We start from the raw sequence: 15195 nt of genomic DNA on the forward strand, positions 1-15195 counted from the left end.
CATCCAGTTCTCCAACCCAGCCGCGTGGCCGCCCCGTGTCCGTCCGCACCACCGGCTCACACAGTCCACGAAGGCTCCAGGTCCACGATGTCACCCGTGAGGGCCGCGACGTCGGCCTCGGTCTGCGCCCTCAGAGCCAGGCGCTCGACACGCTCCTCGCGGTACTTGCCGTGTTCCGCGGCCGACTGCCACATCGACAGGATCAGGAACTCATGGCCCGGCGCCTCCCCGAACAGCCCTCGGATCATGCCCGGCGATCCCGCCATCGCCGGATTCCAGACTTTCTCCTGCATCAGCGCGAAGTGCTCGGCGCGCTCCTCGTGCACCCGGCAGTGCGCGACCCGCACCAGGTCGGCATCCGTGAAACGGGGCTCGAAGCCCGTCTTCACGTCGAAGCGGTAGTCGAAGAGTCTGACCTGCTGCTCCTTGAACGTCCCCGACTGCGCCGCGGCCAGCCGGTCGTGGGAGCGCGCCATGAACGAGTCGTAGAAGGCGCGGCTCTCCCAGAACGCGAAGATGTGCGCCACACCGGGCCTTCCCCGGCTCCAGCCCCCGCCCTGCCCCCGGAAGCCCGGTTCCCCCGGAAGCCCCGCCCACTTTCGCTGCCCCCGCTCGAAACCGCGGCGGTCCACCACAGTGCAGCGAATCCACTTGACCAGCACCGCGCCATCGTAAGGCCCTGATGCGTGGCGTCGGTCACGCTCCGGCGGAGTGCACCCGGGCGAGCGCCCGGTTGCACGAGGCACAATGGACAACTGACCCTCTCTGCACAGCAGTTCGTGACGAGGGGCGTGACAACGGGGAGGGGATGTGTGATGAGCGATCTCAACAAGGGCATCCGCAAGGTCGAGCTGGCGGTGAAGTGGGATCCGAGCCCGTCCGGACAACCGCCGACCGATCTCGACATCGTCGCCGCGACCTACCTCGCGTCGGATCCGTACGGCAACCCCGCCTATGTCGTGCACTTCGACAGCCGTTCCCCCGACGGGACGATCTACCTCGACCGCGACAGCCTCGACGGAAAGGGCTTCGGCTGGGACGAGGTCATGACGCTGGAGCTCCACCGCCTCGACAGCCGGTACGCGCGCGTGGTGGCCGGAGTCGTCATCCAGCAGCGCACGGGCCACAAGACGTTCGTCAGCGTCCTGAACCCGGCGCTTCGGCTGCGTGAGGGATACACCGTCCTCGCGGAGGACGATTTCGGCAGCGTCCTGGGTGCGACGGCGGCAACGGTGGCCGAGTTCGTGCGCGACGCCTCCGGCGACTGGACGTTCCGCCCGGGCGTCCACGGTTACGACACGGACCCGAGGGGATTCGCCCGGGTGATGGGCGGCCCTCACGATTCCTGACGCCTCCCTCGAACGGGGCGGTCGACACCGACGGGCGGCACGGCCGCCGGCGTCGACCGCCCGTCAGGGCCGGATACCGGCGCAGAGCAATCAGACACGACGCCAGGCGTGACAAAAGCCGAGGGCGATGGAGCCGCACATCAGCTCCATCGCCCTCACCAGCAGATTCACACCCTGGAGGCGCTCAAGATCAGCTACAGCCGCTCGTCGAGCCGCAACCCTCGCAGATGTAGCAGGAACCCGCCCGCTGCATCTTCGTACCGCAGGAGAAGCACAGCGGGGCGTCCGCCTGGATGCCCAGCTGCATCTCCACCAGCTCGGCACTGGTGTGCGCCTGCTTCGGGGCCGGCTGGGCCGTCGCCGCCTCGGCCCGCGGGGTGGCCACGGCCTTCAACTCCTGGGCACGCGGGGCCGACTGGGCCAGGCCCTCGACGTCGACCTCGTCGTCGGTGGGCTCGTACGAGCCGGTCTCCAGGTGGCGCTGACGCTCCTCGGCGGAGTGGATGCCGAGCGCCGAACGCGTCTCGAAGGGCAGGAAGTCCAGCGCCAGACGGCGGAAGATGTAGTCGACGATCGACTGCGCCATCCGCACGTCCGGGTCGTCGGTCATGCCGGCCGGCTCGAAACGCATGTTGGTGAACTTCGAGACGTACGTCTCGAGCGGCACGCCGTACTGCAGACCCACCGAGACGGCGATGGAGAAGGCGTCCATCATGCCCGCCAGGGTCGAGCCCTGCTTGGACATCTTCAGGAAGACCTCGCCGAGACCGTCGTCCGGGTAGGAATTGGCCGTCATGTAGCCCTCGGCGCCACCGACGGTGAAGGAGGTGGTGATGCCGGGACGACCCTTCGGGAGGCGCTTGCGGACCGGACGGTACTCGACGACCTTCTCGGCCCTGGGCTCCGCGACGCGCGCCTCGGCCCTCTCGGGCGCGCTCTCCTTCTTCTTGGCGGAGAGCGGCTGGCCGACCTTGCAGTTGTCGCGGTAGATCGCGAGCGCCTTGATGCCCATCTTCCAGGCCTCGAAGTAAATCTCCTCGACCTCCTCGACAGTCGCCGTCTCCGGCATGTTGACCGTCTTGGAGATGGCACCGGAGATCCACGGCTGGATCGCGGCCATCATCCGGACGTGGCCCATCGGGGAGATGGCGCGCTCACCCATGGCGCAGTCGAAGACCTCGTAGTGCTCGTGCTTGAGGCTCGGCGCGTCGATCACATTGCCGTGCTCGGCGATGTGGGCGACGATCGCCTCGATCTGCTCCTCCTGGTAGCCGAGGCGGCGCAGCGCCTGCGGCACGGTGCCGTTGACGATCTGCATCGAACCGCCGCCGACCAGCTTCTTGAACTTGACCAGCGCCAGGTCCGGCTCGACACCGGTGGTGTCGCAGGACATCGCCAGACCGATGGTGCCGGTCGGGGCGAGGACCGACGCCTGGGAGTTGCGGAAGCCGTTCTTCTCGCCGAGGCGGAGCACGTCCTGCCAGGCTTCCGTGGCGGCGGCCCACACCGGGGTGTCCAGGTCGTCCATGCGGACGGCCTTGGTGTTGGCGTCGGCGTGCTGCTTCATGACGCGCAGGTGCGGCCGCTCGTTGCGGGCGTAACCGTCGTAGGGGCCGACGACCGCGGCGAGCTCGGCGGAGCGCTTGTACGCCGTGCCGGTCATCAGGGAGGTGATGGCACCGGCCAGGGCGCGGCCGCCGTCGGAGTCGTACGCGTGGCCGGTCGCCATCAGGAGGGCGCCGAGGTTGGCGTAGCCGATGCCGAGCTGGCGGAAGGCGCGGGTGTTCTCGCCGATCTTCTCGGTGGGGAAGTCCGCGAAGCAGATCGAGATGTCCATCGCGGTGATGACCAGCTCGACGACCTTGGCGAAGCGCTCGACCTCGAAGGACTGGTTGCCCTTGCCGTCGTCCTTCAGGAACTTCATCAGGTTCAGCGAGGCGAGGTTGCAGGACGTGTTGTCCAGGTGCATGTACTCGCTGCACGGGTTCGAGCCGTTGATACGTCCGGACTCCGGGCACGTGTGCCAGTGGTTGATCGTGTCGTCGTACTGAATGCCGGGGTCCGCACACGCCCAGGCGGCCTCGGCCATCTTGCGGAAGAGCGCCTTGGCGTCGACCTCCTCGATGACCTCACCGGTCATACGGGCGCGCAGGCCGAACTTGCCGCCGCCCTCGACGGCCTTCATGAAGGTGTCGTTGACGCGGACCGAGTTGTTGGCGTTCTGGTACTGGACGGAGGTGATGTCATCACCACCGAGGTCCATGTCGAAGCCCGCGTCACGCAGGGCGCGGATCTTCTCCTCCTCCTTGACCTTGGTCTCGATGAAGTCCTCGACGTCCGGGTGGTCGACGTCCAGGATGACCATCTTGGCGGCGCGGCGGGTGGCACCACCCGACTTGATCGTTCCTGCGGAGGCGTCGGCGCCACGCATGAAGGAGACGGGGCCGGAGGCATTGCCGCCGGAGGAGAGCAGCTCCTTGGAGGAGCGGATGCGGGAGAGGTTCAGGCCGGCACCCGAGCCGCCCTTGAAGATCATGCCTTCTTCCTTGTACCAGTCGAGGATCGACTCCATGGAGTCGTCGACGGACAGGATGAAACAGGCGGAGACCTGCTGGGGCTGCGGGGTACCGACGTTGAACCAGACAGGGCTGTTGAAGCTGAAGATCTGGTGCAGGAGGGCGTACGCCAGTTCGTGCTCGAAGATCTCCGCGTCGGCGGGCGAGGCGAAGTACTTGTAGTCCTCACCGGCCTTCCGGTACGTCTTCACGATGCGGTCGATCAGCTGCTTGAGGCTGGTCTCGCGCTGCGGGGTGCCGACGGCACCGCGGAAGTACTTGCTGGTGACGATGTTGACCGCGTTCACCGACCAGAACTCGGGGAACTCGACGCCACGCTGCTCGAAGTTGACCGAGCCGTCGCGCCAGTTGGTCATGACGACGTCACGACGCGCCCACTCGACCTCGTCGTAAGGATGCACGCCGGGAGTCGTGTGAATGCGCTCGATACGCAGCCCCTTGGTGGCCTTGGCACCCTTTGCTCGGGAACCTCGTGCCGGACCGCTCGCCGTCTCTGTCATGCCGCCTCCCTGTATCAGGCAATAACGCCCTGACGTGCCCTTTTCTTCCCAAGGCACGGTGTTGTGTCTGCTTGTCACGCGCGTCGTGAAGGGGCGCGCGCGACGGGTCTGTGTGCGCCGCCGACGGAACCGGAATCCTCCGGCCCTCCCGTCAGTCGGCGGCGGTGACGGGTACGGGGGCGTCGGCCGCCCCTCCGGACCCGCGGTCGGTTCTCTGGCGCTCCGCGACAGCGTTCCCGTGGTCGTCGTCGTCCACGGCGGGACGCCCGCGCTGCTGTTGCCTGAGTTCCGCGATGGCGGCCTCGAAGTCCTCCAGCGAGTCGAATGCCCGGTACACGGACGCGAACCGCAGAAAGGCGACGAGGTCGAGCTCCTGCAAGGGGCCGAGTATGGCCAGACCCACGTCATGGGTGGTCAGCTCGGCGCTCCCGGTGGCCCGCACCGCCTCTTCGACCCGCTGGCCGAGCTGGGCGAGTGCGTCCTCGGTGACAGGCCGCCCCTGGCATGCCTTGCGCACGCCGTTGATGACCTTGGTACGGCTGAAGGGCTCGGTGACTCCGGACCGCTTGACCACCATCAGCGAACACGTCTCCACCGTGGTGAAACGGCGGGAGCAGTCGGGGCACTGGCGGCGCCTGCGGATGGACGTCCCGTCGTCGGTCGTACGGCTGTCGACGACACGGCTGTCCGGGTGCCTGCAGAAGGGGCAGTACATGGCTCCAACCCTCCTTTTCAGCACGACTGACGAGACCCCGTGGGCCCCACGGGCCTCTCGAAGCAGCCCCAAGCATAGGCGATCTCCCGAGCCGGGAAGACCGGGGGGACCACAACCTATGGGCCACTACTGCAATCCAACCACTACATCTAGCGATTGGCTCGTGGATTCGGCGACGACACGCAGACGAGGTGCGGATTGGCACATGCCGCACGGCCATACCGGATCGGACCATGCGTGGATACGGTGGACGCCACATGGAGAAGGGGGGTCGGTGCCGGGTCCACGGGGCGTCGGGTGGCAGACTGGGTGCCGATCAAGGCGGCCCCACAAGGCCATCGCCCCGGCGGTGAAGGGTACAGCAATGAGCGCTTTTGCCCTCCCCCACTCTCGGCTGCGCTCGAGCGGGGGGACCCCCGCCGACCGACGTCGGCCATACACCTGCGTGCCTGACCGCGTCAGATAATTCGCGGTTTTTCACTCGAACGTGTGTTTGGCGCAACCTTTCGAAAGCAACTACCGTTGTGCTGCACGGGAGACCATCGAGAGGGGCCGACGTGACCACCACCGCAGACAGTGCCACCATCACTGCCCAGGACCGCTCCCAGGGCCGACTCGAGCCGGTGCATGCCATGAACGAAGCCACGAACCACGAGGGGCCCAAGAGGTCCCTGCCCGGCCGACCTCCAGGTATCCGGGCAGACAGTTCCGGTCTGACCGACCGGCAGCGCCGGGTGATCGAGGTCATCCGGGACTCCGTGCAGCGACGTGGCTACCCACCGTCGATGCGGGAGATCGGCCAGGCCGTGGGTCTCTCCAGCACCTCCTCGGTGGCACACCAGCTGATGGCGCTGGAGCGCAAGGGCTTCCTGCGCCGCGACCCTCACCGGCCGCGCGCGTACGAGGTGCGCGGCTCGGACCAGTCGGCCTCCGTACAGCCCACGGACACCGCCGGCAAGCCGGCCGCGTCGTACGTCCCGCTCGTCGGCCGCATCGCCGCCGGTGGCCCCATCCTCGCCGAGGAGTCGGTGGAAGACGTCTTCCCGCTCCCCCGGCAGCTCGTCGGCGACGGTGAGCTCTTTGTCCTGAAGGTCGTCGGTGACTCCATGATCGAGGCCGCGATCTGCGACGGAGACTGGGTCACCGTCCGCCGTCAGCCCGTCGCCGAGAACGGCGACATCGTGGCCGCCATGCTCGACGGCGAGGCCACCGTCAAGCGCTTCAAGCGCGAGGACGGCCATGTCTGGCTGCTGCCCCACAACTCGGCCTACCAGCCCATCCCCGGCGACGAGGCGACGATCCTCGGCAAGGTGGTGGCGGTGCTGCGGCGGGTGTGACGCCCACGCGGCGGGCGGACGTTGCGACGCCCACCCCTGATCCGGGCCCCGGGACCCCTGCGCCGGTTCCGGGGCCCCATGCCGTCGGGCCACCGGAATCCCCACCACACAGGTCAGTACGCTGTCCGGCGGCCCTGGAGGGCCGCCGGACAGCGTACTGACCTGGACAAACGCGGGCCCTCACCGGGCTACGTCTCCTGCGCCTTGGCCGCCGCATCGATGGCCGCGAGCGACCTGCGCACCTGGTTACGGTCCGTCGTGTACCAGAAGCCGGGCAGTGACGCCTTCAGATAGCCCCCGTAGCGGGCCGTGGCCAGCCGCTGGTCCAGTACGGCGACCACACCGCGGTCCCCCGTCGCCCGCACCAGACGGCCGGCGCCCTGCGCCATCAGGAGCGCGGCGTGGGTGGCGGCCACCGCCATGAAGCCATTGCCCCCCGCGTCCTCGACGGCTTTCTGGCGGGCGCTCATCAGCGGATCGTCGGGGCGCGGGAAGGGGATCTTGTCCATGACGACCAGCTGGCAGCTCGGGCCGGGGACGTCGACGCCCTGCCAGAGCGAGAGCGTGCCGAACAGGCAGGCCTTCGGATCGGCTGCGAAGTTCTTGATCAACTCGCCGAGTGTCTCCTCGCCCTGGAGCAGGATCGGGAACTCGGGGATGCGGGTGCGCAGCTCTTCGGCGGCGAGTTGGGCGGCGCGCATCGACGCGAAAAGGCCCAGCGTACGACCGCCGGCCGCCTGGATCAGCTCCGCGAGCTCGTCCTGCATGTCCGCTCGGTCACCGTCCCGTGCCGGCCGCGACAGATGCTTCGCGACGTACAGGATGCCCTGCTTCGGATAGTCGAAGGGGGAGCCGACGTCGATGCCCTTCCACTTGGGCATGTCGTCTCCCTCCGTGCCCTCGGGGGCGAGGCCCAAAGACGCCCCGACGCCGTTGAAGTCGCCGCCCAGCTTCAGGGTGGCGGACGTCAGGGTCACGGAGCGGTCCGCGAAGAGCTTCTCCCGCAGGAGGCCGGAGACGGACAACGGGGCGACCCGCAGGCTCGCACCGAAGCGGTCGTGCCGTTCGTACCAGACGACATCCCACTCCGAGCCGTGGGTGATCCGCTCCGCCACGTCGTGCACGCTCTCCACGGAGGCGAGCGCCTGCTTGCGGACGGCGTCCTCGTCCTGGACGGACTTGTCGCGGGTCGTCCCTAGCGCGGAGATCACCGTACGGGCGGCGTCGCGCAGCGCCATGAGGGCGTATCCGAGATCCTCCGGGATCTCCTCGAGGCGCCCGGGCAGGGCGAGCTCCATCAGCCGCTCGAAGCCCTCGGCTGCGGTCTGGAGCTGGTCGGCGGCCTTCTCGTTGACGAGCTTGGCGGCGCGGCGCACCGCACGGTTGACCTGTCCGGGGGTGAGCTCGCCGGTGGCCACACCCGTCACCCGGGAGACCAGTTCGTGGGCCTCGTCGACGATGAGTACCTCGTGCTGGGGGAGGACGGGCGCTCCCTCGATGGCGTCGATGGCGAGCAGCGCGTGGTTGGTGACGACCACTTCGGCGAGCTTGGCGCGTTCGCGGGCCGTCTCGGCGAAACACTCGGCGCCGTACGCGCACTTCGAGGCGCCCAGGCACTCCCGGGACGACACCGAAACCTGAGCCCAGGCCCGATCCGAGACGCCCGGGGTGAGGTCGTCCCGGTCACCGCTCTCCGTCTCCTGGGACCAGTCGCGCAACCGCAACAGGTCCTGACCCAGCTTGCTGGTCGGCGCGGCGGCCTCGAACTGGTCGAACAGGCCGTCCTCCTCGTCCTGCGGCACCCCCTCGTGCAGGCGGTGCAGACACAGGTAGTTCGATCTGCCCTTGAGCATCGCGAACTCCGGACGGCGGCGCAGCAGCGGGTGCAGCGCCTCGACCGTGCGCGGCAGGTCGCGCTCGACGAGCTGGCGCTGCAGCGCCAGGGTGGCGGTCGCCACGACGACGGGCTCCCCGTGGGCGAGGGCGGGCACCAGATAGCCCAGCGACTTTCCGGTACCGGTGCCGGCCTGGACCAGCAGATGGGAACCGTCGTCGATCGCCTCCGCGACGGCTTGGGCCATGGTCACCTGACCGGGGCGCTCCGTACCGCCGACGGCTGTGACGGCGGCATGCAGGAGTTCGGGGAGTGAGGGCTTCGTCATAGCGCGACCACCCTACGGCCCGGCGCTGACAAACGGGCACGCGTTCCCGCAGCGCACCGAGGGATCACGAGCGGCATGACTGATCCAGGACGGCTGCCGGGCCGGTGGGCGGATGCGGCACGGTACTCCTCCGTGGGACATGAGTGCGTTCGGCAGGGACACCGAGGCGGACGGCTGCGAACCCGAACGGGGCACTCTTCGTCACGGACAGTGACGACGCGGAAGCACATGACGCAGGGCCCGGTCCCGGATCATCAGGGCGGCCCCCTTCTCGGGCAGGTCGACCTCGGCAGAGAAGCGGAAGCCGGCGTTCAGGAAGGCGGCGACCGAGGGGGTGTTGCGGAGGTCGGGTTCGGCGACGACACGCGAGCACGAGGGACGCCGGTCGAGGACGAGCTCGGCGACGGCGCGCAGCAGGGCGGATCCGAGACCACGTCCGCGGTCGTCGACACCGCCGATGAGGAGGTGGATTCCGGTGTCATGGGGACGGGCGGGGTAGTAGCGGGCCAGGGGGTCGAGGTCCGCGCGGTAGATCTCCCAGTAGCTCACGGGCGTGCCGTCCAGCACGCCGAGGCACGGGACGCTGCGCCCGTCACCGGCGAGCCGGGCCCGCAGATGCCGCTCGGTGACCGCGGCGTCTCCCGCCAGGTCCCAGAACACCGCCACCGCCGGGTCGTTCATCCAGCGCGTGACGAGCGGGAGATCGCGGCCCAGGTGCACCGGGACGAGGCGGAACCTGCCGGCGGGGGTGGAGGTCGCGCCCCAGTCGGCCACGTGGTCGAGGAGGTCGTCGTCCTGCGGGATACCAGGCCGCACGTCAGGCAGGGCCAGGGCATCGGCAGGGCCGTCCGGGGCATCGACGGCGAGGGGAGCCGCCGCCCTGCTCCGGCTCGCCTCGCGGTTCGCACCGAGGGCCATGAGCTGGTCGGGCAGCCGGAGATCGAGGGTGTCCTCGCAGTCCGAGCGGGGGTCCGGGCGAAGACGTCCGTCCGCACCGGATCCGGAGCCCGAGTGGGCGGCGGACCCCGCGGCCGGGACGGAGGCGATGCCGGCGCCGCTGTTCGCGTCGATGGGAGACACGTCGACGCTCCTCTCAGGAGAAGGGACGGGTCGTCTTCAGGGATGAAGGGGATTGGTGACGGTGACGTAGACGGACTGGGTGTCCACCGGGCCGACGAGTTCGTCCAGGCCGTGCAGCCGGGTCAGCAGATTGGCCTTGCAGCGCAGGACGGGTGATTCGAGCAGGCGGGCCGGCAGGGAGGTGCGCAGCCGGCCGGGCCCGGTGGTGGTGGCGGCCAGGAAGCGGCGGAAGGCGGCGAGCAACAGCCGTTCCTCGGCGAGGCCCTGAGAGCCGAACGCGCCGATGAGACCGAAGACGTTGTTGATGCCGAGGTAGTACGCGAAGCGTTCGTCGGCCACCTCGTCGGAGACGAAGGTGCCGCTGTGCTCACCGATGCCGGGCAGCCGGGCGTCGAGTTCGGCGCGGCGGGACTCTCGGAAGTAGTAGCCCTGGTTGTCGCGGTAACGGCCGCCCACGGGCCAGCCCTCCGGGTCCAGGAGGACGACGGTGTTCTGCTGGTGCGCCTCCACGGCGATGCCGGCCTCGCCGTCCAGCCAGAGCACCGGGCGCACCACCTGTTCCAGGTAGCGCAGGAACCATTCGGTGGCGACGGCGCCGCGCGAGCGGCCGGTGCGCTCGGCGAGGCGGAGGACGGTCTCGGCGAGCCGGGAGCCCGGCCCGGGGCGCTGCGGCCCGGCGGGCAAGGCGCGTGCCCTGGGCGAAACGAGGCCGGCGAGGCAGCAGGCGTCGTCCGTCGGTCCGAACGGGTTGTGGCGGATCACCACGTCCAGCCCGGCCACAGGCATGCCGGCCATATCGTCGACGGCCAGCCAGGCCGGGTCGCGCACGATGTCGAAGCGGGGGTGCACGGACCGCCACTCCTTGCCGAGTCCGCCGCGCAACAGCCGGTGCACCTCGGCGCCGCGGTGGAGTTCCTTGCGGAGGTTCTCACGTCGGGAGTTGGTGATACGCAGACCCAGCGACAGCTTCAGCATCGCCGGGACGCCCGAGCGGTGGACCGTGCGTACGGAGGAGGTGGGGCGCCAGGGCTCTCCGTGTGCCCCGAGGTCGCGGATCAGTCCGGCCTCCAGCAGAGCCGCGGCCTGTGGGCGGTGCCGGATCTCACGCGCCTGCCAGGGGTGAAGCGGCAGAGCGGTGAAGCCCTCGGGGAGTGGAAGGTCCGCGGCTGCGAGCCGTAGGGCGAGCAGGTCGGCGGGCACGGTCCGGCCGCGCTCCGTCCAGGCCGAGTCGGCCGCGAGCACGGAGGGCGCGACCGCCATCCAGTGCAGCGGGAAACAGCCCCTCAGCTCGGGCGAGTAGAGCCGCGCCTCGGCGTCGGAGAGTCCCTCGCGGCTCTTGGCCGTCGGGTGCATCGGGTGCCCGAGCAGCAGCGCCTGCTCGGCGGAGAGAAAGAGGTCCGCCTCGTCCGCGGGGCGCTCGCGTCGCTCCGCGATGAAGGTCGTGGTGCGGCGGACGGAGTCGGCGACACGGGCCACCAGATCGGCGACGTGGTCGTGGGGGAAGACCGCCGGCGAGGATGGTACGGAGGCCGGGACCGAGGCGACTGCGGGGCGGGCCGCTCCGGCCTCCCGGGCCAGCAGGGTCGCCACCGTCACGGCGTCCGCGGGAGGGGCCGACTCGGGTACGCCGGCCAGGCGCGGCAGGCCGAAGCGGTGCCAGCCGGTCAAGGACCAGTACCGGACGGGGACGAGGAGCGCCGTCGCGCCGGCCGGGAGCGGGATGCGCAGGATGCCGTCGGCCGGCGCCGCGAGATCGTGCTCGCGGACCCAGCAGCGCAGCAGGTTCTCCACGGTCGCGGCCTGGGCTGCCAGATGCGGATCGGGATGCTCCAGCAGGTCGGCGTCGCGCACCTCCCCCGGATCCGGTGAGACTGCCTCCTGCCGGGGAACCGTGGGGGTCTTCGGCGCAAGCGCGATGACCTGTGCGCCGCCGGTCTCCTGCTCGGGAATCCGGGGGCCGCCGTCGGGTGTGGGGGTGGCGTTCAAGGTCGTTCCTCGTGAGGTCTCCGGCTCGTGCGGCGACGGGCCGTGCGGTACGGGTGTGCAGGCGAGTACGGCGTCGTGGGCCTTGGTCTCCTTCGGTGGTTTCGGGCGCGGGCCGGGCTCCGGAGCCGGTCCGGGGAGCCCGGCCGGGGCCTCAGGGCTCGACGGTCCCCCGCGCCACGGCGGTTACCGCGTCCGCCAGTCGGTCCAGGACCGCACTCGTCTGCTCGTCGGTGATCGTCAGCGGTGGCAACAGCCGGACGACACTCGCGTGCCGCCCACCCAGTTCCACGATCAGGCCGCGCCGCAGGCACTCCCGCTGGACCGCGGCGGCCAGTGCGGGCGCCGCGGGGAGGGGGCTGGCCCGTCGGGCATCGGCGGTGGCGGAGTCCTGGGACATCGGTCCGTTCGCGCCGTCGGCCTCGACGATTTCGATGCCGATCATCAGCCCTCGGCCACGAACATCACCGATGAACGGGAACTCGGCCACCAGAGAACCGAGTTGGGTCAGCATGCGGGTACCGAGAGCGTCGGCGCGCTCGGCGAGGCCGTTCTCACGGACGTGGGCGAGAGTCGCCGTGCCCGCGGCCATGGCGAGTTGGTTGCCGCGGAAGGTGCCGGCGTGGGCACCGGGTTGCCAGACGTCGAGGTCGTCGCGGTAGACCACGACGGCGAGCGGCAGGCTGCCGCCGATCGCCTTGGAGAGGACCATCACGTCGGGCACCACACCACTGTGCTCGACCGCCCAGAAGCGTCCCGTGCGTCCCACGCCCGTCTGCACCTCGTCCGCGATCAACGGGATCGACCGGGCCTCGGTGATCTTGCGCATGCGGCGCATCCATGCGTCCGGCGCGGGATTGACCCCGCCCTCGCCCTGCACCGGTTCCAGGATCATCCCGGCGGGCAGTGACACGCCCGACTTGGCGTCGTCGAGGAGCGACTCGGTCCAGCGGGCTCCGAGTTCGGCGCCGCGCTCGCCGCCGATACCGAACGGGCAGCGGTAGTCCTGCGGGTACGGCAGGCGGGCCACACGGACGTCGGTCGCGCCTCCGGACACCTCCAGGGCCCCGGTGGTCATCCCGTGGTACGCGCCGGTGAAGGCCAGGATTCCGCTACGACCGGTGGCCACGCGCACCAGCTTGAGCGCGGCCTCCACGGCGTCCGTCCCGGCCGGACCGCAGAACTGCACGCGCGCGTGGTCGGCGAAGCCGGGCGGCAGGGTGCGGAGCAGTTCGGTGGTGAAGGCGTCCTTGACGGGGGTGGCCATGTCCAGGACGTGCAGCGGGGCACCCGAGTCGAGGACCTTGCGGATCGCCTCCAGGACCACCGGGTGGTTGTGGCCGAGGGCCAGTGTGCCCGCGCCGGAGAGGCAGTCGAGGTAACGGCGGCCGTCCGCGCCCTCGATGGTGAGCCCACGCGCCCGCACGGGCACGATCGGGAGGGCGCGCGCATAAGTGCGCGCCGCGGACTCGCGCGCCGACTGACGCCGCAGAATGTCCTCGTGCGCCGTGCGCACTCCCCCGGTCTCGCGTGCCGCGCGCTCCCCCTCCGTCGCCGCGCACACCTCCGGCTCGCCCTCCACCGGCACCACCGCAGTCTCCGTCACGGTCACGACGTCAGTTCCTCCCGCTGTCCAGAGGGGATGGGGCGAGCGGTTGACCACGGACAGCAGATCACCCCGTACATACCAACGACGTGAACGGCCTGTGGAAGCGGGTGAGAGCAAGATCCTTGCCGGTCGGTCCTCGACGACTGCTGCCCTCGGGAGGCCGGCACGGGTGCCGGCTCATCGCGATGGGCAGCCCCCTCGATGACATCGGAACCGAGCGGCCGGTGCCGTCCGGGTACCGGCCGACGCGGTGGCAGTGCGCCTGCGCCGCCTCCCCCGAACAGGCCACACCCGCCGGGCAGTCCTGACCGTGGGCGACCGCATCTTCGGCATCGTCCCTGCGGGCCACCGCAGGCTTCATCTCGCCAGCCTGACGCCAACGCCGTTGTACCGCCCGGACGTGAGTGACTGCGCTCGCGTCAGATCCTGGATGACCGACAGCGCGAACGCCTTGTGGCCGAACCGTTGCCGTTCCGTCGGAGGCCTCCCACAGCGCACGCATAGTGTGTGGTGCTGTTCAGCGGAAGCACATGCCCGTCCACGAGGTCCCGCCGGCACGGCGGTGCACAGTCCTCTTCACACAGGTTCATTCCAGGGGGAGTTCAGACCATGCGACCGATACGCCCGTTCTTCGCAGCCCGCCGGGGAAGGAGCGCACGCCACACGGCCTTCCCCTCGCTGGTGGCGGTCGGCCTCGCCACGGCGCTGGCGCTGACCGTGACGGCGTGCGACGCGGGCGGGGACAGCAAGGCGGGCGGCGAGGCGAGCGCGTCCGCGTCCTCCGCGAGCGACGACAAGATCCAGATCCCGGACGACATCAAGCAGAAGCTCAGGGAACACGGGATCGACATCGACAAGTGGAAGAACGGCGCCTGGAAGAACTGGGACAAGGACGACTGGCTGCGCGAGGCCGACGAGTTCATCAATCCGATCATCAAGGGTCTGTGGAACCCGGACCGGATGCGCCAGGCCGATGACCCCGACAGGGGCGTCGACGACAACGACCTCTCGGGCGATCAGGGAGTGACCGACCCGACCCCGGCACCGGTGAAGGCGCAGTCGGTGCCGGCCACGTATCACGACAACGCCCCCACTGCGGGCAAGGTGTTCTTCGACTCCCCCAAGGGCACGATGGTCTGTTCGGCGACCGTCGTCCAGGACCCGGCACACCCGGGCAAGTCCAACCTCGTGTGGACGGCGGGCCACTGTGTGCACGCCGGCAGGAACGGCGGCTGGTACCGCAACATCGCGTTCGTGCCGGCGTACAACAACTCCGGGAAGCCGGAGGCCGAGCTGAAGAACGCCACGCGCGAGGAGATCGCCCCGTACGGTGTCTGGTGGGGTGACTGGACACAGACCTCGGAGCAGTGGATCGAGCAGGGCAGCGAGACCGGCGGCCAGGGCGCGTCGTACGACTTCGCCGTGATCCATGTGACGCCCGAGCAGGGCACCGGCGGCAAGTCCCTGGAAGAGACGGTCGGTTCGGCCCTTGCTGTGGACTTCGACGCACCGGCCGTTCCGAAGGTGGACAGCATCACCGCGACCGGCTATCCGGCGGCGGCTCCGTTCGACGGCCAGAAGCTGTACCAGTGCCAGGACAAGCCGGGCCGGCTCTCGATCGAGAGGACGGATCCCACGATGTACCGCATCGGCTGCACCATGACGGGCGGTTCGTCCGGCGGCGGCTGGGTGGAGAGGGGCTCGAACGGCAATCCGGTGCTGGTGTCCAACACCTCGATCGGCCCGGTGGCCTCCGGCTGGCTGGCCGGACCGCGGCTCGGCGACGTGGCCAAGGGGATCTACGAGTCGGTCAGCAAGAAGTTCGCGAACCGGTGAGACACCCCACGTGACGGGTCCGGACGGCTGGTGACCCGCGGAAACGGG

Annotated in this window: 10 protein-coding genes; 3 read left to right on the forward strand and 7 right to left on the reverse strand. The window is 69.8% G+C overall.

Annotation, left to right across the window (positions count from 1 at the left end; translation table 11 throughout):
- Positions 1-56: 56 nt before the first annotated feature.
- On the reverse strand, positions 57-662 hold the full coding sequence (locus VXC91_RS15730) for a YdbC family protein (RefSeq protein ID WP_329507881.1): 606 nt from the start codon (positions 660-662) through the stop codon (positions 57-59).
- Positions 663-815: 153 nt separating this feature from the next.
- On the opposite strand from VXC91_RS15730, the gene VXC91_RS15735 reads away from it, so the two are divergent.
- Positions 816-1349: a TerD family protein gene (locus VXC91_RS15735; protein ID WP_329507882.1), complete on the forward strand. Its 534-nt coding sequence runs from the start codon at positions 816-818 to the stop codon at positions 1347-1349.
- Between the two features lie 190 nt (positions 1350-1539).
- On the opposite strand, the gene VXC91_RS15740 is transcribed toward VXC91_RS15735, so the two are convergent.
- Entirely contained in the window at positions 1540-4425 is a 2886-nt protein-coding gene (locus tag VXC91_RS15740; RefSeq protein WP_329507883.1) for a vitamin B12-dependent ribonucleotide reductase, read from the reverse strand.
- 151 nt (positions 4426-4576) lie between these two features.
- Positions 4577-5140 carry a transcriptional regulator NrdR gene (nrdR, locus tag VXC91_RS15745; protein ID WP_329507884.1) on the reverse strand — a complete coding sequence of 188 codons (564 nt, stop codon included), beginning with the start codon at positions 5138-5140 and terminating at the stop codon, positions 4577-4579.
- Between the two features lie 557 nt (positions 5141-5697).
- Here nrdR and lexA point away from each other — a divergent pair.
- The gene (lexA, locus tag VXC91_RS15750; protein ID WP_329507885.1) at positions 5698-6477 is read left to right on the forward strand and encodes a transcriptional repressor LexA; all 780 of its coding nucleotides are present in this window, start codon (positions 5698-5700) and stop codon (positions 6475-6477) included.
- Positions 6478-6665: 188 nt separating this feature from the next.
- On the opposite strand, the gene VXC91_RS15755 is transcribed toward lexA, so the two are convergent.
- From VXC91_RS15755 to VXC91_RS15770, 4 genes are all read right to left on the reverse strand, one after another.
- On the reverse strand, positions 6666-8639 hold the full coding sequence (locus VXC91_RS15755) for an ATP-dependent DNA helicase (protein ID WP_329507886.1): 1974 nt from the start codon (positions 8637-8639) through the stop codon (positions 6666-6668).
- Between the two features lie 201 nt (positions 8640-8840).
- Positions 8841-9719 (reverse strand): GNAT family N-acetyltransferase, encoded by an 879-nt coding sequence (locus VXC91_RS15760; RefSeq protein ID WP_408057392.1) that lies wholly within the window; start codon positions 9717-9719, stop codon positions 8841-8843.
- 36 nt (positions 9720-9755) lie between these two features.
- Positions 9756-11705 (reverse strand): IucA/IucC family protein, encoded by a 1950-nt coding sequence (locus VXC91_RS15765; RefSeq protein WP_408057393.1) that lies wholly within the window; start codon positions 11703-11705, stop codon positions 9756-9758.
- A gap of 151 nt (positions 11706-11856) precedes the next feature.
- Positions 11857-13266 (reverse strand): diaminobutyrate--2-oxoglutarate transaminase family protein, encoded by a 1410-nt coding sequence (locus VXC91_RS15770; RefSeq protein ID WP_329507906.1) that lies wholly within the window; start codon positions 13264-13266, stop codon positions 11857-11859.
- A 654-nt stretch (positions 13267-13920) separates the two neighbouring features.
- Here VXC91_RS15770 and VXC91_RS15775 point away from each other — a divergent pair.
- Positions 13921-15147 carry a trypsin-like serine peptidase gene (locus VXC91_RS15775; RefSeq protein ID WP_329507887.1) on the forward strand — a complete coding sequence of 409 codons (1227 nt, stop codon included), beginning with the start codon at positions 13921-13923 and terminating at the stop codon, positions 15145-15147.
- The last annotated feature ends 48 nt before the right edge of the window (positions 15148-15195 follow it).

The sequence above is a fragment of the Streptomyces chiangmaiensis genome, from assembly GCF_036281785.1.
Taxonomy (GTDB): domain Bacteria; phylum Actinomycetota; class Actinomycetes; order Streptomycetales; family Streptomycetaceae; genus Streptomyces; species Streptomyces chiangmaiensis.

Excerpts from the sequence above, each read along its gene's own strand:
- VXC91_RS15740 (WP_329507883.1), bottom strand. The coding sequence starts at position 4,425 with ATGACAGAGACGGCGAGCGGTCCGGCACGAGGTTCCCGAGCAAAGGGT.
- VXC91_RS15755 (WP_329507886.1), bottom strand. The coding sequence starts at position 8,639 with ATGACGAAGCCCTCACTCCCCGAACTCCTGCATGCCGCCGTCACAGCC.
- nrdR (WP_329507884.1), bottom strand. The coding sequence starts at position 5,140 with ATGTACTGCCCCTTCTGCAGGCACCCGGACAGCCGTGTCGTCGACAGC.
- VXC91_RS15735 (WP_329507882.1), top strand. The coding sequence starts at position 816 with ATGAGCGATCTCAACAAGGGCATCCGCAAGGTCGAGCTGGCGGTGAAG.
- VXC91_RS15775 (WP_329507887.1), top strand. The coding sequence starts at position 13,921 with ATGCGACCGATACGCCCGTTCTTCGCAGCCCGCCGGGGAAGGAGCGCA.